This is a genomic window from Piscibacillus sp. B03, from assembly GCF_052246295.1.
Classification (GTDB): domain Bacteria; phylum Bacillota; class Bacilli; order Bacillales; family Alkalibacillaceae; genus Piscibacillus.
On sequence record NZ_JBQQCO010000010.1, the window covers coordinates 33,244 to 55,831 of the forward strand.

Here is a 22,588-nt window from a genome sequence, read left to right on the forward strand (position 1 = left end):
AGGCGTTTTTAGCGTATAGCTAGAAATGCCTTTTTATTTTTTTATAAAAATTTCAAAAATCAAGTGGTAGAAAGTGGGGGAATGTGGTAAACTAAATTAAAAGTGGGGCGAAGTCTATGTTCATGGGTGAATTTCAACATAATATAGATACAAAAGGGCGTATTATCGTACCTGCCAAGTTCAGAGAAGGACTTGGCGAATCATTTGTGTTAACACGTGGCCTAGACAATTGTTTATTTGCATACCCACAAGAAGAATGGCGTGTCTTAGAAGAGAAACTTAAGAAATTGCCATTAACTAAGAAAGATGCCCGCGCATTTACTCGTTTCTTTTTCTCAGGAGCGATTGAGTGCGAAATCGATAAACAAGGCAGAATTAACATTCCTGCATCTTTACGGAAATTTGCGGATTTAGAGAAGGAATGTATTGTTATTGGTGTTTCTAACAGAATCGAATTATGGGCTAAAGAAAAATGGACAGACTATGTAGAGGAATCGGAAGAATCATTTGCCGATCTTGCAGAGAACTTAATGGATTTTGATATTTAGAAAAAGAGGTGCCTACATGTTCGAGCACTATAGTGTACTCAACAAAGAAGCAATCAAGGGTTTAAACATCAAAGAAAATGGAATATACGTGGATTGTACACTTGGAGGAGCAGGTCACTCATTGAAAATCGTTGAGCAATTATCTTCAGAAGGAAGGTTAATTGCATTTGATCAAGATCTTAAAGCAATCCAATATGCAAAAGAAATACTGTCCGATTATAAAGATCGTATTACATTAGTTCATGAAAACTTCGAACAATTAGAAGAAGAACTAGATGAATTAGGAATTAAACAAGTTGATGGAATAATATTTGATTTGGGAGTGTCATCGCCACAATTAGACGAAGCTGAAAGAGGCTTTAGTTACCAGCACGATGCTCCGTTAGATATGCGAATGAATCAAGATAGTTCATTAAGTGCTTATGAGGTTGTAAATGAATGGGCATTTGAGGACTTAGTAAGAATCTTCTCAAGGTATGGGGAAGAGAAGTTTTCAAAACAAATCGCCAGAAAAATTGAAAAAGCTAGAGAAAACCAACCTATTAAAACAACTTATGAGTTAGTGGATTTGATTAAGGATGGAATTCCCGCTTTTGCAAGACGTAAAGGCGGACACCCTGCTAAAAGAGTATTTCAAGCAATTCGAATTGCAGTTAATGATGAGTTAAGTGTATTTGAAAAGGCGTTAGAACAAGCTGCTAAAAAAGTGAAAATTGGTGGACGTATAGCTGTTATTACTTTCCATTCATTAGAAGATCGGATATGTAAACAATCCATGAAAAAGTGGAGTTCCAGCCCACCAATTCCAAAGGATATTCCTGTTATGCCAGATGAGGTGGAACCACCTTTTAAGTTAATTACACGTAAACCAATAATACCAAGTGAATCTGAGTTAGAAGAAAATCGAAGATCGAGATCAGCAAAGCTCAGGATTGTAGAGAAGGTTAAAGAGTGGGAAGAACAATATTCAATGAATCGAAGGAGGCAATAAGTTATGGCTGCTGAACAGATAAGAAAGTATTCCTCAATGATACCTGAAAGACAAGACCAACAAAGACCAAGCCCGAAAAAACAACGCTTTGTAAAAAAAGCATGGTTTACCAAAGGTGAAAAGTTTCTTTATACGACTGGTTTAGTGATTATTGCCATTTCCATGATTTTTGTCGTGCAGTATTCATCTTCACTCGACACAGTTAATCGTGATATTCAAAGAGTGAACTCAAACATAGAACAAGTAAAAACAGATAACAATGCGTTACAAGCAGAGGTTAAAGAGTTAAGCAAGCCTAGCCGTATTTTAGCTGAAGCTGAAAAGCACGGACTTAGCATTAAAAACTCTAATGTAAAACAAGCGTCTCAAACAAACTAAGGGTGTTAGAACTATGAAAAATTTAAACTATAAAAATGTTATGTCATTTTTGGTCATAGCATTGTTTACTTTAATTTTTCTTCTATTAATCGGCCGTTTTACTTACATCCAGATTACTGGTGAGGTACAATCGGTCGATTTATTAGATTATGCAGATAAATTCCGTAATACGAGTCGTGTTATGGAAGCTGAACGCGGAGATATTTATGACCAAACAGGTATGGTGCTAGCTGGAAATAAAACTGTTTATAATATGTATGCCGTTTTAGACGAGGAATTTTCTACGAATTCATCTGTAGACCTACACGTAAGTGATTATGAGGGAACGGTCAACAAATTAGCTCCCATAATCGGGATGGAAGAAAGCCGTATGTTAGAAGTTTTTCGAAGTGCACCTGAAGAAGCATTTCAAGTTGAATTTGGCCGATTTGGCAACGGACTTTCCAAAGAAGAAAAAGAGGAAATCGAAGCTTTAGAATTACCTGGAATATATTTTAAACAGGATACAGAAAGATATTACCCTAATGGTGGATTTGCCTCGCATGTTATTGGGTTTACAGAAGAGTTGTTAAACGATGAAGAAACTAGATATGAAACTGTGGGTACATATGGTGTTGAAAGGAAATACAATGAAGAATTAAAAGGTAAGGACGGTTTTATAAAATCACAAAGGGATAAGTATGGTTTTAAATTACTTAATGCTGATGAACACGTCCAGCCACCAGAACATGGTAATCATGTTTATTTAACTATTGATCAAAAAGTGCAAACCTTTCTTGAAGATGCCATGACAACAGTTCAAGAAGAATATAACCCTAAACGTATGGTGGCTGCTGTGATGAACCCACAAACAGGTGAAGTGTTAGCCATGAGCAATCGGCCTTCATTTGATCCAAACACGAGAGACAATATTGAAAACTGGTATAACGACGTTATCTCAACTCCATTTGAACCCGGTTCAACAATGAAGATTTTTACTCTCGCCTCAGCAATAGAGGAAGGTGTTTATAATGGGGAGGCAACTTTTGATTCTGGAAGATGGAGAGTAAGTGAAAACCACAGATATATTCGTGATCACAATAATGGTGAAGGTTGGGGGACAATCACTTATAACAAAGGTGTACAACGCTCCTCTAATGTTGGTTTTGCAAAGATACTTTGGGAACAGTTAGGGCCTCAAACCTATTTAGAATACATCTCTAAATTTCAATTAGATCAGGCAACGGAAATTGATTTAGATGGAGAAGAGGTAGGCCAGTTAGCATATAGATATGATCGTGACCAAATTAATACGGCGATTGGTCAAGGTTCGACTTTTACCCCTATACAAATAATGAAAGGTGCCACAGCCCTTGCAAATGATGGTAAAATGGTTAAGCCTTTTGTTACTGAGAGAATCATAAGTCCTAATGGTGAGAATGTATTATATGAAGCTGAACCAGAAGTAGTCGGTGAACCAATTTCAAAAGAAACAGCTGACGAGGTCAAAAACATCTTAGAGACAGTTGTGACATCAGAGGACGGAACGGGACAACCTTTCAAGTTAGATGATTACACATCATTTGGTAAAACAGGTACAGCACAAATTTCTGATAGTGGTGGGTATAAAACAGGTGTTGGTAAATATGTCTATTCATATATAGGTATGGCTCCAAAAGATAATCCTAAGCTCTTAATGTATGTGGCAGTAGAAGAGCCAGAAGTTGATTATAGTTATATGGGCTCGGAAACAACGTCTTATATATACAAAACAGTTATGCAAAATAGCTTAAACTATTTAGAGATTGAACCAGATCAGACAACTGAGAACATCAAGAAACCAGTAAAACTAACCAATATGTATAATCGAAAGACAGATCAAGTTGTGTCTGACTTGAAAGAAAAAGGTTTTAACGTCTCGGTTATTGGTAATGGTGACGAAGTGGTTGATTCATTACCTAAAGAACAAGAATCTGCTTATCCAAATAAACGTATAATACTAAAAACTAATGGCGATTTAAGCATGCCAGATGTAACTGGATGGACTCTGCGTGATGTGCTTTCATTAGTTGAATTAGTTGGCATGGAATTTGACTATTTAGGGGAGGGGTTTGTTACTCAGCAGAACTTGGCTGTTGGTGCCAATATTTCTGAAGAAAGTAGATTGGTTGTTGAGTTAAAATCTCAATTAAATCCAAGAGAAGAAGACGAAACCGACTTGGAGGAAGAATTGGACGAAGAATCAGAAACTGATGAAGATCAATCACAATAAAATAGTAATTATATAAACAGTGGTCTAATTGTAGACGTTTTTTCATAGTTTTAATACAAGCATAGGTGTAAAGGAGAATGACACATTGAGACGAATTGCTGCTATTACTGTGAAAAAACGTTTGATCGCTGTTTTTTTATTGATTGCTGTTTATTTTCTAATAATGGTTGGGCGCTTAGCATATGTACAACTGGTATCTAGTGCTGAGATTCTAGAAAAAGCTGAAGAGTTATGGAGTCGAGATATCCCATTGTATGCAGAGCGTGGGAAGATTCTTGATCGAAATGGTGAAGTGTTAGTGGACAACCAGTTGGCACCAACTTTGGTTGTGGTACCAAGACAAATTGAAGATCCAGAATCGGTAGCGAAGAAGCTTTCTGAGATTATCTCAATTTCTGAAGAAAAAGCCCTTGAACACTTAACCAAAGTCGCTTCAGTTGAAATTATTCATCCAGAAGGCCGAAAGCTAACTGATGAACAAGCTACAGAAATTAGAATGCTTAATGAGCCTGGAGTGTATTTGGCTCAAGATTCAAAACGATCTTATCCATTTGATGAGCAATTATCACATGTCCTTGGCTTTACTGGGATTGATAATCAAGGCTTAGCAGGTCTTGAAGCGAGTTATGATGACAAATTAAAAGGGGATTCCGGAGCATTATCCTTCTTTTCGGACGCTAAGGGAAGAAGGTTGAATCAACTTTCAAACCGTTACAGTCCCCCAGAAGATGGTCACCATCTGTCACTTACAATTGATGCTGAAATCCAAACAATTATCGAAAGAGAGTTAGATATTGCTGAGGCTAAGTATGATCCAGATGGCGCTTTGGCGATCGTTATGGACCCGAATAATGGTGAGGTTCTGGCTATGTCGAGTAGACCTAACTTTCACCCATCAGAATATCAATCAGTTGCTCCAGAAGTTTACAATCGAAACCTACCTGTTTTTAGCACATATGAGCCTGGTTCTACCTTTAAGATTGTAACTCTAGCATCAGCATTAGAAGAGAGTTTAATTGATTTAGATAAAGATACTTACTATGACTCAGGGCATGTGAAAGTGGCGGGTGCTAGAATCCGTTGTTGGCATAGTGGAGGACATGGAAGTCAGAGCTATTTGGAAGTAGTGCAAAATTCTTGTAACCCTGGGTTTGTTAACTTAGGACAAATGTTAGGTGAAGAGAAGCTTTTCACCTATATTCGTGAATTTGGATTTGGTGAAAAGACAGGAATTGATTTAGAAGGAGAAAGTACGGGTATCTTATTTAAGGAAGAACAGATTGGTCCTGTAGAAGTTGCAACTTCTGCATTTGGTCAGGGTGTATCTGTGACCCCAATTCAACAAGTAACAGCTGTAGCAGCGGCCATAAACGGAGGTTATCTGTACGAACCTTATGTGGTGAAGGGATTAGTTGACCCAACGACTGGAGAAGAGGTAGAAGCAAGAGAGCCTACGATGAAAAAACGAGTCATTAGTGAACAAACTTCACAAGAGGTACGTAGAGCATTAGAAACGGTCGTTGCTAAAGGTACTGGTCGAGGCGCTTACTTAGATGGATATCGCGTCGGTGGGAAAACTGGTACTGCACAAAAAGTTGGTCCTAATGGTCGTTATTTAGAGAATAACCATATCGTATCTTTTATTGGGTTTGCCCCTGCGGATGATCCTAAGTATTTAGTTTATATTGCTGTAGATAACCCGAAAAACACCATTCAGTTTGGTGGCGTTGTATCAAGTCCAATTGGAGGAAGAGTGTTAGAAGACATCTTAAATGTTAAGGGTATTGAAAAACGAGAAGGTGGACTTGATAAAGAGTACCAATGGCCAGATGCACCAAAAGTTGAAGTTCCTGGCTTAGTAGGAGAAGAAGTAAAAGACATTAGAAATTTCTTATACGACTTAAGGTTAGATGTTCATGGTGAAGGGAATACAGTTATTTCACAATCACCTAGCCCTGGAGAAAAAGTTGAATCAGGGTCAACAATACGTGTTTTTCTAGGTGACTCTAATTAATTCTCTAACCTTTTATCGTTATACGAGCTCAAGTTTGCTATAATAATGTTGTAATTTATTAACACTAAAGGCAGGAGATCCTATGCAATTAAATGAACTATTAGAAAATCTCAAAATTTATAAAACTGATGAACATAATCTAATTGATATAGAAGTCTCGAAAGTTGAAATGGACTCTCGAAAAGTAGATACTAATACATTGTTTGTTTGTATAAAAGGCTCACAAGTGGATGGACATGAGTTTGTGAAGGACGCAGAAGCCAACGGTGCTTGTGCTATTGTAGCTGAAAGGCATGTAGAAACTAAGTTACCAGTAATTTTAGTTCCTAGTACTGTAAAAGCATTATCCATACTAGCTAATTATTTTTACGGTACTCCAAGTAAAGATTTAAATATTATCGGGATTACAGGTACGAATGGAAAAACAACGACGTCTTATTTATTGGATGAAATTTTTAAAGAAAATGGTCATAAGACAGCAATTATTGGAACCATTGACATGAAAATAGGAGAAGAAACCTACCCATTAAATAATACGACACCAGATAGTTTGTTCTTGCACAAACATTTGCGCTTAATGAAAGAGCGTGATGTGGACACAGTCATTATGGAAGCATCTTCTCATGCTTTACATCAAGGACGTGTGCATGGAGTGCAGTTTGATTCAGTTGTATTTACTAACCTTACTCAAGATCATTTAGATTATCACCTAAATATGAATGATTATGCCTATGCAAAATCGTTACTCTTTTCACAACTAGGTAATGATTATACTCAAAATAAAACAGCAGTCATTAATGCTGATGATCACTATTCAGAGGTAATGACGCAAGCAACACCTTTTCCGTATATTCCTTATGGTCTGTCTGAGAATGCGTTTATTAGGGCTAAAAACATTCATTTACAAGCAGATTCGATGACTTTCGTAGTTGAGACGCCAAAAGATGATTTTGAAGTTCAAACCACATTAACTGGTAAATTTAATATTTATAACATATTGGCAGCCATTTCAGTTGCCTATCAATATAAAATACCAGTTGAACAAATCAAAAGAGCTTTAATGGGTATTGGTGGAGTTCCGGGACGTTTAGAGAAAGTTGATTGCGGCCAAGATTATACTGTCATAGTTGATTTTGCGCACACACCAGACTCTTTAGAAAATGTTTTACAAACTCTTAATGAAATTAAAGAGAATAGAATTATTACGGTAATAGGATGCGGTGGGGATCGTGATCGAACGAAGCGCCCTAAAATGGCTGATGCGTCAATTAAATATAGTCAAGTGTCATTATTTACTTCCGATAACCCAAGAACTGAAGACCCTAAACATATCTTAAAAGATATGACAGGGCACTTATCAGGTGATGAATTTAAAGTCATTATTGATCGCAAAGAGGCTATTAAAGAAGCGATTTGGACAGCTAAGAAAGGTGATATTATACTTATTGCAGGTAAAGGACATGAAGCATACCAAGAAATCAACGGAAAAAAACAACATTTCGATGACCGTGAGGTTGCAATGCAATTTATCGAAGAACGGAATAAGGAGTCCTAGATTACTATGAAGAAATTTGACTTAGACTTTTTAGCAAACATCTTTCCAAACCATACTGAGTATGAAAATAAAGACATATATTATGTTTTTCGTGATAGTCGCGAGCAATTAAGTAATAGTTTATTTGTACCGATTGTTGGTGAGCGTTTTGACGGGCATGAATTTATCCCGCAAGCCATTCAAAATGGTGCTACGGCTATATTATCAAGCCAAAAGAACCTAAAAGATGTACCTGATGACATCACAATCTTCTATGTTGATGATACTGTGAAAGCACTGCAAACCTTAGCAAATAGTTATCGTCATCTTATTAAGCCTATTGTTGTAGGTGTAACAGGTTCAAATGGTAAAACGACAACTAAAGAGATCGTCGCTAGTTGTTTAGCTTCGAAATATAAAGTTTGGAAGACCAAAGGGAACTTAAACAATCATATTGGTCTTCCTTTGACTGTTTTAGATATGGAACCTAATACAGAAGTGCTGGTAGCTGAAATGGGGATGAGTGGTTTTGGCGAAATTGAGCTACTGTCACATATTGTGGAGCCAGATTTTGGGATTATAACTAATATCGGAGAATCCCATATTGAGCATTTAGGAAGTCGTGAGGGGATTGCTAAAGCGAAGTTAGAAATTACATCAGGTTTTAAACAAGAAAGTGTATTTATTTATGATGGCGATGAACCTTTACTAGAACCAAAGACTCCAAGGTCTTTTAAAGAGTTAACGTGTGGCTTTTCAGAAGATCTCAATTATGTAATAGATCATGTTAAGCAACATAATGACTTTACTAGCTTCTCAATTAATGGTCAGGAGTTGAGCATTCCATTATTAGGGAAACATCAGGCAAAAAATGTTTCGTTTGCATATGCATTATGTGATGAACTAGATGTGGACCTTTCAAAAGTAAAGAATCAACTTTATCAGCTTGAATTGCCATCGATGCGTTTTGAGAAAGTAGAAGCGATTAACGGTGCAACAATTATTAATGACGCCTACAATGCATCAGCTACATCTATGGTTGCTTCTATTGATGTGTTAAAGAACATGAATTATAATAAGAAAATTGTAGTTCTAGGAGATATTCTTGAATTAGGTGAATACTCTAAAGATGATCACATGAGGGTTGGCGATTCAATTGATTCATCAATAGACTTAGTTCTAACGTATGGTAGCGAAAGTCGCTATATATTAGAGGGCTTGAGTGATGAAATTAAAGGTCAAAGTCAACATTATAACAACCCTGACGATTTGGCTCATGATCTTAAAGCACAGTTAGATTCAGATACAGTTGTGTTATTTAAAGCATCAAGAGGAATCAAGTTAGAAGAGGTCGTTAATCAGTTAATTTAATGGGTTTTGAAGGGAAGGGAAAACATGTTACCACAATCAGTATTACTTATTACAATTGGTATTGCGTTTCTGTTCTCTGTACTAATATCCCCAGTTTTAATCCCTTTCTTAAAGCGATTAAAGTTTGGTCAAAGTATTAGAGAAGAAGGTCCGCAATCCCACCAAGCTAAATCAGGAACACCAACAATGGGCGGTGTTCTAATTATCTTTTCAGTTATTTTCACATCATTATTCATGATTTGGAGATATGAAGGCACTCAGTTCTCAAGTGAATTTTTTATTCTATTATTTGTTTTAATTGGTTATGGATTAATAGGATTTTTAGATGATTTTATTAAAATTTTAAAGAAACGAAACCTTGGTTTAACCTCTAAACAAAAAATGTTAGCACAAATATTTATTGCTGTTGTCGTTTATATCGTGTTACATAATCACGGATATAATACGGCTGTTTCTGTACCAGGAACCGACTTTTCGGTTGACTTTGGTTGGTTCTACAGCGTGTTTCTATTAATCATGTTAGTCGGTGCATCTAACGCTGTTAATCTAACAGACGGATTAGATGGTCTAGTAGCAGGTACGGCGTCAATTGCTTTTGCAGCTTTTGCAATTATAGGAACTTATCATCATGTAGAACCTGAGATTACCATATTCTCTCTTTCAGTAGTTGGTGCATTACTAGGGTTTTTAGTTTTTAATAGTCACCCAGCAAAAGTGTTTATGGGAGATACAGGTTCATTATCAATTGGTGCGATTTTAGCTACAATTGCAATTCTAATGAAACTTGAATTGTTACTAGTTATTATAGGTGGTGTCTTTGTAGTAGAGACGTTATCAGTTATGATTCAAGTTACTTATTTTAAACTAACAGGTGGAAAACGAATCTTTAAAATGAGTCCATTACACCATCACTTTGAGCTAACAGGTTGGTCGGAGTGGCGAGTAGTTGTGACGTTCTGGTTCGTTGGTTTAATATGTGCAGGTTTAGGCTTAGTTATTGAGGTGTGGATGTAGTGAAGACTTTGACAGATTTTCCTTATCAAAATGTTTTAGTGCTAGGTCTAGCGAAGAGTGGCGAGGCTGCAGCACAGTTATTATATGATAGTCAAATTCCATTTAGAATTAATGATTTAACAAAGTTGGATGAAAATGATATTGCTCAACGGTTTGACAAGCTAGGTGTAGAAGTTATAACAGGAGAGCATCCAATATCCGTTCTAGATGGTATTGACTTAGTCGTAAAAAACCCTGGAATACCTTATCATCATGAAATCGTTAAAGAAGCTATTGATAGAGATGTTCCTGTGATTACAGAAGTTGAATTATCTTACTACTTGATTGATGGTCCAATAATTGCGATTACAGGTTCAAATGGGAAAACAACCACAACTTCTTTAACTTACGAGCTATTAAAAGCAGGTGGGTTAGATCCATTAATAGCAGGTAATATAGGTAAGGTAGCTACCACTGTCGCAAGACAACAAAAATCAAATCAACCTGTTGTAATGGAATTATCATCTTTTCAATTGAAGGCGATTGAAAATTTCAAACCAGATATTAGTGTTCTGATTAATATCACGGAAGCACACTTAGACTATCATAAGACTATGGAAGATTATGTAGGTTCAAAATTAAACATTACGAAGAATCAAAATGAAGAGGATACACTAATTTATAATGCAGATGATCAATATTTGAGAAATGGTATTGCAAATCCAAAAGCTAAGATTATTCCTTTCTCTGTCTCAGGACTTGAACGTAAAGGGTTGTATGTAGATGATGATATTGTTTTCTTTCAACATGAACCTATTATAAATAGAAAAGAGATTGCCTTACCTGGCGATCATAATTTAGAGAACGTCTTAGTTGGTATTGCGGTAGCAAAACTGTTTAATGTAGCTAATGAGGATATTAAATCTGTGTTAAAAACATTCACAGGTGTTAAGCATCGTTTGCAATTTGTTGAATCGGTTAATGGAAGACAAGTATTTAACGATTCTAAAGCAACAAACATTTCTGCAACTCTTATGGCCATTCAAGCATTTAACAAACCTATCGTATTAATTGTTGGTGGTCTAGATCGTGGAGTGGAATTCGACCAATTAATACAATCTTTTGAATATGTAAAGTATTGTGTTGCCTATGGCCAATCTGCGAGTAAGATAAGAGAAGCTGCCGAGCGCAACCATTATCAATCAATAATAACGGTAGACAATTTACAAGAAGCAACTTTTAAAGCTTATGAAGCTAGTGAAAAAGGGGATATTCTATTATTTTCTCCTGCTTGTGCTAGTTGGGATCAATTCAAATCATTTGAAGAACGTGGAGACATGTTTATTCAATTGGTGCATAAGCTTTATTAGGGGCTTGTCTACCAATAGCCCCAACTTCAACAAAGGAGTAGGGGTGTTTTTTTGTGAACAAAAAAGTAGAATCACATATTGATTACGTTTTATTAACAGCTGTATTAATTCTATTGCTAATTGGTGTGTTAATGGTTTATAGTTCATCTTCAGTATGGTCTGATTATAAATTTGGTGACTCCTTTTTTTATTTAAAACGACAATTGCTATTTGCTGTGATTGGATTAGTTGGAATTTGGATTGTAATTAAAATTCCATATTTTAAGTATATTAATTGGGCCATTACGATTTATATTGCATGTATTTTGTTATTAATTGCTTTGTTCATTCCAGGAATAGGAATGGTACGAGGTGGTGCAAACAGTTGGATTGGTGTCGGTGCATTCAGTATACAGCCTAGTGAATTTATGAAGCTAGGATTGATTCTATTATTTGCAAAGCTTTTACCCAAAAAGCAACATGACCTTCCATTTTTATTTAAAGGTTTTTTCCCAATGCTAGGTTTAATCTTACTCCCATTTGGATTGATTATGCTACAACCGGATTTAGGAACCGGATTAGTATTAGTTCTAACAGGCATGCTAATGCTTTTTATTTCAGGTGCAAAAATAAGTCATTTCGTTGGATTAGCCGTAATGGGATTAGTAGGTCTTGCAGGATTAATTATTTCTGCACCTTATCGTATTAGTCGGATCCAAGCTTTCCTAAATCCATGGGAAGATCCATTAGGTGATGGATTTCAAATTATCCAGTCATTATATGCGATTGGCCCAGGTGGTTTAATGGGATTGGGATTTGGGAATAGTATGCAGAAGTATTTCTATTTACCAGAACCACAAACAGATTTTATATTTGCTGTGATGGCAGAAGAACTCGGCCTAATTGGGGGCGCATTTATCTTGTTCTTGTTCTTTATTGTGGTTTGGCGAGGAATTCTAATTGCAGTTCATTCACAGGATATGTCAGCTTCTCTTGTAGCTTTTGGGATTACTTCAATGATTATGATTCAAGTTATGATTAATATTAGCGTTGTTATTGGACTGATTCCGGTTACAGGGATTACATTACCTTTATTAAGTTATGGAGGCTCATCATTGACCTTAACATTGGTGTCAATTGGTATATTGTTAAATATCAGTCGTTATGCGACAATAAAGTAGTATACACCCTTAAAGTAGAAGATTTTAAAGGATGGATTAATTATGCAACAAATTGTAGATAAATTAAACGAAAAAGAAGTTGGAAAGGTTCTTCTTAACGAACCTTTAAAAAAACATACAACAATTAAGATTGGTGGCCCAGCTGATCTATTTATTCAACCAAAATCAATCGATGGATTAAAAGAAGCACTTAACGTACTAAAGGAAAACAATATTCCAATTAGTGTCATAGGTCGTGGTTCTAACTTATTAATTCCTGATGAAGGAATTCGTGGTGCAGTCATTCAATTTGGAAAAGGTCTTGATCATCTCGAAGTGGACGGTGACCAGATTTTAGTTGGAGGCGGTTATCCATTAGTTAGGTTGGCAGCCATTATTAGCCGTGATGAATTGAGTGGGTTTGAATTTGCTGGTGGAATACCTGGTAGTATTGGTGGAGCAGTCTTTATGAATGCCGGTGCTCATGGTTCGGATATTTCTAAAATTCTAGTAAAAGCACATGTTCTTTATGAAGATGGTACAACTGAATGGCTTACGAATGAAGAAATGAAGTTTGATTATCGTAAATCAGTTTTACAAGATGAGAAGAAAGGTTTTTGTATTGAAGCTGTATTCCAACTTGAAAAAAGTAATAAACAAGATATATTAGCTGAATTGAAAAAACATAAAGATTATCGAAGAGATACTCAACCTTGGGATCACCCGTGTGCAGGAAGTATTTTTAGAAATCCACTTCCACGACACGCTGGACAATTAGTGGAGGAATTGGGCTTAAAAGGACATCAAATTGGTGGAGCTAAAATCTCTGAAATGCACGGGAACTTTATAGTTAATGAAGAAGATGCATCTTATCATGATGTCATGGCTCTTATTCAGTTAATTAAAGACCAAGTTAAAGAAAAATATAATATAGAAATGGTTACAGAAGTTGAAATATTGTAAATTAAGCAAAAATACCTTATTATTATACCGTTGAATTATGCTATAATAATGAAATAGAATCTATTTTTATTAAGGGGAAGCTTTTTGAATGGCAGAGAAAAAAGTCGTTTCGATTGAAGATCGAATTCCTCAACTCAAACAACTTAGAAAAAGAAAAGCTAATCGACGGTTCTTTACTTATTTAACGTTGATTATACTTTTAATTCTAGTTATTGTTTATTTGCAATCACCATTAAGCCATATAAGCAATATTGAAGTCCAAAATAACAGAGTCATATCTGATGATGAAGTTGTTGAACTAAGTGGTTTATCAACTAATCAATCTTTTTGGTCTATTAATCGAGATGAAGTAATCAGTAGTGTAGAATCACACCAAGAAATAAGTGACGTTACCATGAAACGTAGCTGGTACAATAAAGTTACTTTACAAGTAAATGAATTTACTCGTGTTGGTTATGTTAAAACTAGCAATCTATTTAATCCGATTTTGGAGAATGGTCAAGTGTTAAAAGATACAGAATTAAAAGTTCCAAAAGGGGATGCCCCAGTATTACATGGGTTTTCGAATGAGGATAAACTTTTAACTCGTTTAACACAACAACTAGCTAATTTAGATTCGGCAGTTGTATCACTCATCTCTGAAGTATATTCGGATCCAACAGAAACAAATCAGGACCGCATTAGGCTATACACAACGGATGGACAAGAAGTGATTGCCTCTATTCATAATTTTGAAGAAAAGATGAGTTTATATCCTTCAATAGCATCTCAAGTGGCACCTGATTTGGAAGGTGTATTATACATAGATGTTGGTGCTTACTTTAAACCATATGATACTAGTGATGAAGTAGAAATAGAAGCAGAGTCCCAGGAAAATTAATGTCATTTATGTATTTGTTATTTTTTTGAAGAATCTAGAAGGTATTAGCTTTAAAACATTGAATTAAAAGAATAAGGAATAGAACATGATATGAGCCGTAGTCGGAGGTGCGAACGTTGAATCGTAGTGAAATTTTAGTCAGTCTAGATATCGGTACTTCCAAAGTCAAAGTCATTATCGGTGAAGTTTCTAAAGATACGATGAATGTAATTGGAGTTGGAGTAGCTGAATCAAAAGGAATGAAAAAAGGTGCGATTGTAGATATCGATCAAACTGTTCATTCAATACAAAATGCAGTAGATCAAGCAGAACGCATGGTGGATATGGAAATCCAACGTGTTATTGTAAGCATCAATGGTAGCCATATTGACCTTCAAGATTGTCATGGAGTAGTTGCAGTATCTAGTGAAACACGAGAAATATCTGATGAAGATATCGAACGTGTAATTGAAGCTTCACAAGTCATGTCGATTCCTCCAGAGAGAGAGATTGTTGATGTCTACCCTAAACAATTCATAGTTGATGGCCAAGACGAAATTACTGATCCAAGAGGAATGATTGGTGTACGTCTTGAGATGCAAGGGACTTTAGTTACTTGTGGTCGAACAAATTTACATAACATTTTAAAATGTGTTGAAAGAGCAGGTTTAGAAGTACAGGATATTTGCTTGCAGCCATTAGCTTCAGGTGAAGTTGCTCTTTCAAGAGATGAGAAGAGTCTAGGAGTAGGCCTTGTCAACATTGGTGCAGGTAGCACAACAGTTTCTGTTTTCGCTGACGGAAACCTAGTGCAAACGTTTGTTATGCCACTTGGAGGAGACAACATTACTAAAGACCTTTCAATAGGGTTAAAGACCACTACTGAAGAAGCAGAAATTATTAAACAAGAATATGGACATGCTTATCTGAAAGAAGCTTTGGAAGATAATACTTTTAATGTGACAACTATTGGAAGTAATGAAAAGCAGACCTTCAGTCAGGTCCAAATCACTGAAATTATTGAGGCAAGGTTGGGAGAGATTTTCCATTTTATCATGCAAGAATACAGAAGAATGGGTTATCGTGACCTTCCTGGTGGGTATGTATTAACTGGTGGAGTCATGAGTCTTCCGGGTGCAGATTTACTAGCAAGAGATATTTTCCAAACCAATGTCAGAATTTCAGTACCAACTCATATTGGTGTACGAGAACCACATTTTACCGTTGGCTTAGGAACCTTGCAATTTGCTTACCGTAATGCGAAAATACAAGGTAAAGATTATGTTTCAGGTGTAAGGTTAGAGGGAAATGAGTCTAATCAATCTTCTAAACCAAAAGCTGAAAAGAAAGAAAAGCACGATCCCGAAAAAGTTAGAAGTAAAAATAAAGATAAAGAAAACAAAGAAAGTCTTGTGAAAAAACTACAAAACTACTTCTTTGATTAATACTAGTGATTCCTTCATAAAGTCACTGATTGGAATATTGAAACAATAGGAGGAACAAGTGATGTTGGATTTTGAATCAAATGTTGACCAATTAGCAAAAATAAAAGTAATCGGTTGCGGTGGTGGTGGAAGTAACGCTGTAAACCGTATGATCGAACATGGTGTACAAGGCGTAGAGTTTATTGCCGTTAATACGGATGCCCAAGCTCTTAATCTATCAAAAGCAGAAACTAAACTACAAATTGGTGAGAAATTAACACGAGGACTTGGAGCAGGTGCGAATCCAGAAGTTGGTAAGAAGGCTGCTGAAGAAAGCAAAGAATTAATTGAAGAAGCTTTAGCAGGTGCTGATATGGTATTCGTCACAGCAGGTATGGGTGGCGGCACCGGTACAGGTGCTGCACCAGTAATAGCACAAATTGCAAAAGAACTAGGAGCTCTAACAGTAGGAGTTGTAACTCGCCCGTTCTTATTTGAAGGACGTAAACGTTCAACTCAAGCTACAACAGGTGTCGATTCACTTAAAGCAAATGTGGATACATTAATCGTTATTCCAAATGATCGCTTATTAGAAATTGTTGATAAAAACACACCGATGTTAGAAGCATTCCGAGAGGCGGATAATGTATTACGTCAAGGCGTTCAAGGTATTTCAGATTTAATTGCAGTACCTGGTCTAATCAACGTGGACTTTGCTGACGTTAAAACAATTATGGCAGACAAGGGATCAGCTTTAATGGGTATTGGAGTTGCAACTGGTGAAAATCGTGCGACGGAAGCAGCTAAAAAAGCTATTTCTTCTCCTTTACTAGAGACATCCATTGATGGTGCTCACGGAGTTCTTATGAATATTTCTGGTGGAGCTAATCTAAGTCTTTTTGAAGTACAAGAAGCCGCTGAGATCGTTACATCAGCTGCAGACCAAGAAGTTAATGTGATTTTTGGTTCAGTCATTAATGAAAATCTTAAAGATGAAATTGTTGTAACTGTTATTGCAACTGGTTTTGATGAGACGAAACAAGAGGAACCTAGTCAAGGTCCAAGTTATCAACAAAAGCCAGTTCAAAGCTCACCTTCAATAGGTGGACAGCCACAACAACAAACTTCAAGACAAGAGTCTACTAGTCGTAGGCCATCTTTTGAAGAGGATACACTAGACATCCCTACATTCCTAAGAAATCGCAATCGCGATCGATAACATATATTAACGAACACTATTCATCAATGAGTAGTGTTCGTTTTTTAGGCTCTAATATTTGTTGGGGTAAAGGTTTTTCTGGCTCTATACCAAATGTGGTGGTGTCTATTGTCACAACAATTATGTTGAGAGATTGATGATTGAACCGTTGGTTTGTGACTCACTATCGGCGGACGCTTGCCGTGGGCACGGCTTCAGCTAACTGGGGAAAGAAATACGCTTTCCCCAGTGGATCTTCAGCTCGTGCTGTTCCCACTGGCGTCGCCGCCTATCGCTCGTCACATTCTAACAACTTCTTACCACGCTTCATCTTCTTACGCGTGTTATTATCTACATCATGCTTATGTCATCAAGTGCCCAATACACATGTCGCATATAATGAAAACGGTCTGCGATAATTAAATGCTTTTGATAAATCTATTACAACGATTTCAACTTGGCTCGTATTACATGAACGTAAGCACTAAGCGGAATCAAAATGCGTAGACTCCTGCGGGAACAGCACGAGGCTCGAGCCGTGCCCGCGGAAAGCGAAGCATTTTGATGGAGCGATGTTAAATATAATCATTAAAAGGATAAAAAGTGGATGGTGTAAATTTTACACCACCACATTTGAAATAGAACCGTATTAATTGTAAGGTTGTTTATGGATATATTTACAATAAAACTTATATAGACAAAAGCTTTCAAAATTAGATGATAAAAGAGCCGAAAAATTGACATGATTTTTCGGCTCTCTTTTTTATACTTTTATATAAATAGACCTTCACTAAATTAACTAGGATGAATGACTGTGCAAATCTACTTGGATTTAATTTGGATGCTCAATCTCATATTTGATTGGTTAGTTTTACTAGTTGTTGCATGGGCTGTGCGGCAGCCGTTTTCTCATTTGCGTTTATTTTTAGCTAGCTTTTACGCTTCATTAATAGTTCCACTGTCATTTATCTCAAACTTGGACTGGCTTAATTGGCCACTAGTAAAGTTAATATATTCGATTGGAATCATCTTAATTGCTTTTCCGTTCCACTCGATTCGCCGTTTTGTCATTTATATTTTCAGCTTTTACTTTATAAATTTTTCAATAGGAGGTGGATTATTTGCATTACATTACGTCTTGCAGTCCCAACAAATTGATTTGCCCTGGTTAGGTCACGTAGCTTATGGAAATATGGTGAGCTGGGTATTCGTTTTAATCTTTTTTCCTGTATTTGTTTATTTTACGAAAGATCGATTACAGAAGTTAGCCATAGTTAAATTGCAACATGAGCAAATTTACGATGTTATTGTACATATTGACCAACATCGTAAGTTTTACCTTAAAGGTTTCTATGATACAGGCAACCAACTAACCCATCCATTGATGAACAAACCTATTATGCTAATAGATGAATCAACTGCTCATACTTTGTTTGGGGAAAAGAAGGTTCTTCAGTTGAAGTCAAAACCATTTGACCAGCCTGACTTTGAAACACCATTTGAATATATTCCTTTAAAGAAGGCTGGTGGTGATGTTGGATACATCCCTGTCTTTCAAGTTCGTCAAATATCCATTAAAGTGAATGACTACTTACACTCATCAAATCGAGTTTATATTGGTATACATTTTGGTGAGTTTTCAAATAGCATGACATATAACTGTTTGTTACATCCATTACTATTTCAATCGAAAAATACTAAGGTTCAACATGTGAAAGGAGTAATCTAATGAAACGAGTATGGTATCGAATTAAATTATTCTTCTTATCGATTATATTAAAAATTAAACGTAAGCCAGATGAGGTATATTATATAGGTGGTAGCGAGGCATTGCCGCCACCATTATCAAAAGAAGAAGAAAGAGAAATGCTTGATCGTGTTTCTAATGGTGATAATGAGGCTAAGTCTAAATTGATTGAGCATAATTTACGACTTGTTGTTTATATTGCTAAGAAATTCGAGAACACAGGCATTCATATTGAAGATTTGATTAGTATTGGTTCCATTGGATTAATCAAAGCCGTTAATACATTTAACCCTGAGAAAAATATTAAATTAGCAACGTATGCATCTAGGTGTATAGAGAACGAAATACTTATGTACCTACGAAGAAATAACAAGCGTAAGACCGAGATCTCTTTCGATGAACCATTAAATGTAGATTGGGATGGCAATGAGTTATTATTATCTGATGTTCTCGGAACAGATGAGAACATTATTACGAAGGATTTGGACTTATCTGTTGATAAAAATTTATTGAAAAATGCCTTATCAAAGTTAAACGGGCGAGAAAAACAAATCATGGAAATGCGTTTCGGGTTAAGTGGTCACCAAGAACAAACTCAAAAAGACGTTGCCGAGCAGTTAGGAATTTCTCAATCTTATATTTCAAGGTTAGAGAAGAAAATCATTCGTCGTCTGAAAAAAGAGTTTAATAAAATGGTTTAATGTGGTTATAAGATGTTGTGACAACATAGTCCGATTAAAAAACGAATTTTTCTTGACGCAACAAAAAAGGAGAAGTCAAATATTAAGTGTAATTTTACATTTAATATTTGGCTTCTTTTAATTAGATCAGTTGTGAACTATATTTTGTATGAATTCATTTATTATACGTATGATAAGCAATATAAGAAATTTATATAACACTATTAGCTGAAGTGTTAGTAATATCCTTACTTTTGAAATTGTACACATCTCATATAATATTATGAAAATAATTCCTACCGCATAAAAACTTCCGATATGGAGAAACTTTAAACTGAACATCATCTCCATGCGGGAGGGGCATATATGTCGAGACATAAAGTGGAAATATGCGGTGTTGATACATCGAAGCTACCAGTCTTAACGAATGAAGAAATGCGAGAATTATTTAGGAGAATGCAGTCAGGAGAAGTGGAAGCACGAGAAGAACTAGTGAATGGAAACTTAAGATTAGTATTAAGCGTTATTAAGCGATTTAACCACAGAGGCGAAAATGTAGACGATTTGTTCCAAGTGGGTTGTATCGGTTTAATGAAATCCATTGATAACTTTGATCTAGGACAAAACGTAAAATTTTCAACTTATGCAGTTCCGATGATTATTGGAGAGATAAGAAGATACTTAAGAGATAATAACCCGATTAGAGTGTCAAGGTCATTAAGAGATATAGCATACAAAGCTTTACAAGTAAAAGAACAGTTAATGAGTAAAACATCTACCGAGCCAACGACACAAGAAATTGCGCGGGAAATGGACGTGCCTCAAGAGGATGTTGTGTTCGCATTAGATGCAATTCAAGATCCAGTTTCTTTATTCGAACCAATTTACAACGATGGAAGTGATCCGATATTTGTGTTGGATCAGCTTAAAGATGAAAAACAAAAAGATTCATCTTGGATTAACGATTTAGCAATCCGCGAAGGAATTAAAGGTTTAAATGATCGAGAGAAATTAATTATTAACCAAAGATTCTTTGAAGGCAAAACGCAAATGGAAGTCGCAGAGGAAATTGGAATCTCTCAAGCACAAGTTTCAAGGTTAGAGAAGTCTGCGATAAAAGAAATGAACAAAAATGTTTTAGAAAATTAAAAGTATTTAACACACGCGAATTTTTAAAAAGTTCGCGTGTGTTTTTGTGTATTTATGGACTATTGGTCTATTGTGCGATATACAATAGAACTCTCATTTGAATTTCGGGGCTATTTTTACTCGTCATCTCATATAAGTATGACAAAGGGGTGATTATGATGTTGTTATCCGATTTACAAACTAAAGACATCATTAATGTCGAGAACGGTCAGAAAATCGGCTTTATCAATGATTTAGAAATAGATGTGACGGTAGGTGTTGTATTGGCTTTAGTTGTGACGACGCGCAGCAAAATGTTCGGCTTGTTTGGGCAAGATGAAGAATTACTCATTCGTTGGTCAAATATTGATACCATCGGAGAAGATGTCATTCTCGTTCGATTACCAAGCGGAAATCGTCAAATTGAGTCTTAAAAGATAGAAGAAAATTGCTATAATCTATGGTAGAATGGGGATATCACAAGGAGCGATATTCTATGGAAATACTAAAACTAAATGAAAGCAATGTATTAGAAGTTGCACCTTGGAACGATCGAGGTGTACGTGCTGGTTTCTCAACTAGAAAAGATGGAGTCAGTGAAAAGCCCTATGACTCTATGAATTTAGGCATTCATGTCAATGATCATGAAGAACATGTTCTAAAGAATAGAAAAATGTTTAGTGAGCAAATTGGCACTGATCTAACAACATGGAAATCTTTAAATCAAGTACATAGTAACGTTATTATTGATTTAACCGACTATACTGATCAAGAAAAGTTTAATCATCATCATCCAAGGATGGAAGCGGATGGTCTTATAACTAATCAAAAAGACCATGTGTTAACGGCATTTTATGCTGATTGTGTTCCACTTTTATTTATGTCAAAAGAAGCCAACTGGATTGGAATTGCACACGCGGGTTGGAAAGGTACAGTACAAAAAATTGGTCCAAATATGATTGAATTATTTAAAGATAAAGGCATAAAGCCACAAGAAGTTGAAGTGGTAATTGGACCTTGTATTTCCAAGAAGAATTATGAAGTAGATCAACGTGTAATTGACAATATTCCATCTAAATATCACGAAGAAGTATTAACACCAACAACTAAAGGTCATTATTTATTAGATTTAAAACGACTAAATTCTCAATATTTAGTCGACAATGGTGTTAGTGAAGAAAACATTTATACTACCACTTACTGTACGTATGATGATGAGGAACTGTTATTTTCACATAGACGTGATCAAGGTAAAACCGGACGTATGATGGCTTATATTTATAAAGAATAGACTAAAAGATGTACAAGAGGGGATGTCAATGTCGATTCAAGCTAATTACGAACAAATAAAGAAACGTATATCACATGCCTGTGAACGGTCAGGAAGATCTCAATCTGACATAAATGTTATAGCTGTAACCAAATATGTCTCTATTGAAACAGCTCAAGAAGCTGTAGACGCTGGAGTTAAACATTTGGGTGAAAACCGACTAGAAGGATTTCATGAAAAACATCAAGCTATTGGAGAGACTGTTAATTGGCATTTTATCGGCACATTGCAATCAAGAAAAGTAAAAAACATTATCAATGATGTTGATTATATCCATTCATTAGATCGGTTGTCATTAGCGAAAGAAATTAACAAACGTAGTGATCGAGTAGTACCATGTTTTGTACAAGTTAATACTAGTGGAGAAGAGTCAAAACATGGTCTAGAACCCGATGAATTAGATTCTTTTATAGAACAGGTAAAACAATATGAAAATATTAAGGTTGTTGGCCTAATGACTATGGCGCCACTGACAGATAATGAAGACTTTATAAGGTCTTGCTTTAAACAATTACGAGTTTTAAGAGATCAAATAAGTGATTTGAAATTTGACCACGCACCATGTACATATTTATCCATGGGGATGAGCAATGATTTTGAAATTGCAATTGAAGAAGGTGCTACTCATATAAGAGTTGGTTCTAGTTTAGTAGGCAACGAGAGAAAATAG

Annotated in this window: 20 protein-coding genes and 1 pseudogene; 20 read left to right on the top strand and 1 reads right to left on the bottom strand. The window is 35.8% G+C overall.

The features are described from left to right. The first annotated feature begins 116 nt into the window (after positions 1–116). The 14 genes from mraZ (at position 117) to ftsZ (ending at position 17,054) form a co-directional block, all read left to right on the top strand. On the top strand, positions 117–548 hold the full coding sequence (gene mraZ, locus ACTWQB_RS08405; protein WP_443138741.1) for a division/cell wall cluster transcriptional repressor MraZ: 432 nt from the start codon (positions 117–119) through the stop codon (positions 546–548). Between the two features lie 16 nt (positions 549–564). Further along, positions 565–1,539, top strand: a complete 975-nt coding sequence (rsmH, locus tag ACTWQB_RS08410) for a 16S rRNA (cytosine(1402)-N(4))-methyltransferase RsmH (protein ID WP_443138742.1) — start codon at positions 565–567, stop codon at positions 1,537–1,539. Positions 1,540–1,542: 3 nt separating this feature from the next. Then, positions 1,543–1,917 (top strand): cell division protein FtsL, encoded by a 375-nt coding sequence (ftsL, locus tag ACTWQB_RS08415; protein ID WP_443138743.1) that lies wholly within the window; start codon positions 1,543–1,545, stop codon positions 1,915–1,917. 13 nt (positions 1,918–1,930) lie between these two features. Beyond that, positions 1,931–4,168 carry a penicillin-binding protein gene (locus ACTWQB_RS08420; protein ID WP_443138744.1) on the top strand — a complete coding sequence of 746 codons (2,238 nt, stop codon included), beginning with the start codon at positions 1,931–1,933 and terminating at the stop codon, positions 4,166–4,168. Positions 4,169–4,253: 85 nt separating this feature from the next. After that, positions 4,254–6,182: a stage V sporulation protein D gene (locus ACTWQB_RS08425; protein ID WP_443138745.1), complete on the top strand. Its 1,929-nt coding sequence runs from the start codon at positions 4,254–4,256 to the stop codon at positions 6,180–6,182. A gap of 82 nt (positions 6,183–6,264) precedes the next feature. Beyond that, positions 6,265–7,737, top strand: a complete 1,473-nt coding sequence (locus ACTWQB_RS08430; protein ID WP_443138746.1) for a UDP-N-acetylmuramoyl-L-alanyl-D-glutamate--2,6-diaminopimelate ligase — start codon at positions 6,265–6,267, stop codon at positions 7,735–7,737. Between the two features lie 6 nt (positions 7,738–7,743). Beyond that, positions 7,744–9,087 carry a UDP-N-acetylmuramoyl-tripeptide--D-alanyl-D-alanine ligase gene (locus ACTWQB_RS08435; protein WP_443138747.1) on the top strand — a complete coding sequence of 448 codons (1,344 nt, stop codon included), beginning with the start codon at positions 7,744–7,746 and terminating at the stop codon, positions 9,085–9,087. A 24-nt stretch (positions 9,088–9,111) separates the two neighbouring features. After that, the gene (mraY, locus tag ACTWQB_RS08440) at positions 9,112–10,101 is read left to right on the top strand and encodes a phospho-N-acetylmuramoyl-pentapeptide-transferase (protein ID WP_443138748.1); all 990 of its coding nucleotides are present in this window, start codon (positions 9,112–9,114) and stop codon (positions 10,099–10,101) included. Then, positions 10,101–11,450: a UDP-N-acetylmuramoyl-L-alanine--D-glutamate ligase gene (murD, locus tag ACTWQB_RS08445; protein WP_443138749.1), complete on the top strand. Its 1,350-nt coding sequence runs from the start codon at positions 10,101–10,103 to the stop codon at positions 11,448–11,450. The genes mraY and murD overlap by 1 nt, the downstream gene beginning before the upstream one ends. Before the next feature lie 53 nt (positions 11,451–11,503). Beyond that, entirely contained in the window at positions 11,504–12,610 is a 1,107-nt protein-coding gene (spoVE, locus tag ACTWQB_RS08450; RefSeq protein ID WP_443138750.1) for a stage V sporulation protein E, read from the top strand. 42 nt (positions 12,611–12,652) lie between these two features. After that, positions 12,653–13,552 carry a UDP-N-acetylmuramate dehydrogenase gene (gene murB / locus ACTWQB_RS08455; protein WP_443138751.1) on the top strand — a complete coding sequence of 300 codons (900 nt, stop codon included), beginning with the start codon at positions 12,653–12,655 and terminating at the stop codon, positions 13,550–13,552. 88 nt (positions 13,553–13,640) lie between these two features. Continuing rightward, positions 13,641–14,432, top strand: coding sequence for a cell division protein FtsQ/DivIB (locus ACTWQB_RS08460; protein ID WP_443138752.1), 792 nt, complete (start codon positions 13,641–13,643; stop codon positions 14,430–14,432). Positions 14,433–14,548: 116 nt separating this feature from the next. After that, positions 14,549–15,856: a cell division protein FtsA gene (ftsA, locus tag ACTWQB_RS08465; RefSeq protein ID WP_443138753.1), complete on the top strand. Its 1,308-nt coding sequence runs from the start codon at positions 14,549–14,551 to the stop codon at positions 15,854–15,856. Between the two features lie 61 nt (positions 15,857–15,917). Further along, positions 15,918–17,054: a cell division protein FtsZ gene (gene ftsZ / locus ACTWQB_RS08470; RefSeq protein ID WP_443138754.1), complete on the top strand. Its 1,137-nt coding sequence runs from the start codon at positions 15,918–15,920 to the stop codon at positions 17,052–17,054. A 286-nt stretch (positions 17,055–17,340) separates the two neighbouring features. Here ftsZ and ACTWQB_RS08475 read toward each other — a convergent pair. Further along, positions 17,341–17,514 (bottom strand): annotated as a pseudogene (locus ACTWQB_RS08475) (transposase); the annotation flags it as partial. 333 nt (positions 17,515–17,847) lie between these two features. Between ACTWQB_RS08475 and spoIIGA the strand changes: the two are divergent. The 6 genes from spoIIGA (at position 17,848) to ACTWQB_RS08505 (ending at position 22,588) form a co-directional block, all read left to right on the top strand. Continuing rightward, positions 17,848–18,762 (top strand): sigma-E processing peptidase SpoIIGA, encoded by a 915-nt coding sequence (gene spoIIGA, locus ACTWQB_RS08480; protein ID WP_443138755.1) that lies wholly within the window; start codon positions 17,848–17,850, stop codon positions 18,760–18,762. After that, positions 18,762–19,481 (top strand): RNA polymerase sporulation sigma factor SigE, encoded by a 720-nt coding sequence (sigE, locus tag ACTWQB_RS08485; protein ID WP_443138756.1) that lies wholly within the window; start codon positions 18,762–18,764, stop codon positions 19,479–19,481. Before spoIIGA ends, sigE begins: the two co-directional genes overlap by 1 nt. Positions 19,482–19,826: 345 nt before the next feature. Continuing rightward, positions 19,827–20,609 carry an RNA polymerase sporulation sigma factor SigG gene (gene sigG / locus ACTWQB_RS08490; protein ID WP_443138757.1) on the top strand — a complete coding sequence of 261 codons (783 nt, stop codon included), beginning with the start codon at positions 19,827–19,829 and terminating at the stop codon, positions 20,607–20,609. Between the two features lie 155 nt (positions 20,610–20,764). Then, positions 20,765–21,022: a YlmC/YmxH family sporulation protein gene (locus tag ACTWQB_RS08495; RefSeq protein ID WP_443138758.1), complete on the top strand. Its 258-nt coding sequence runs from the start codon at positions 20,765–20,767 to the stop codon at positions 21,020–21,022. 62 nt (positions 21,023–21,084) lie between these two features. Further along, a complete protein-coding gene (gene pgeF / locus ACTWQB_RS08500) occupies positions 21,085–21,879 on the top strand; it encodes a peptidoglycan editing factor PgeF (protein WP_443138759.1) in 795 nt (264 codons plus the stop codon). Between the two features lie 28 nt (positions 21,880–21,907). Continuing rightward, entirely contained in the window at positions 21,908–22,588 is a 681-nt protein-coding gene (locus tag ACTWQB_RS08505) for a YggS family pyridoxal phosphate-dependent enzyme (protein WP_443138760.1), read from the top strand.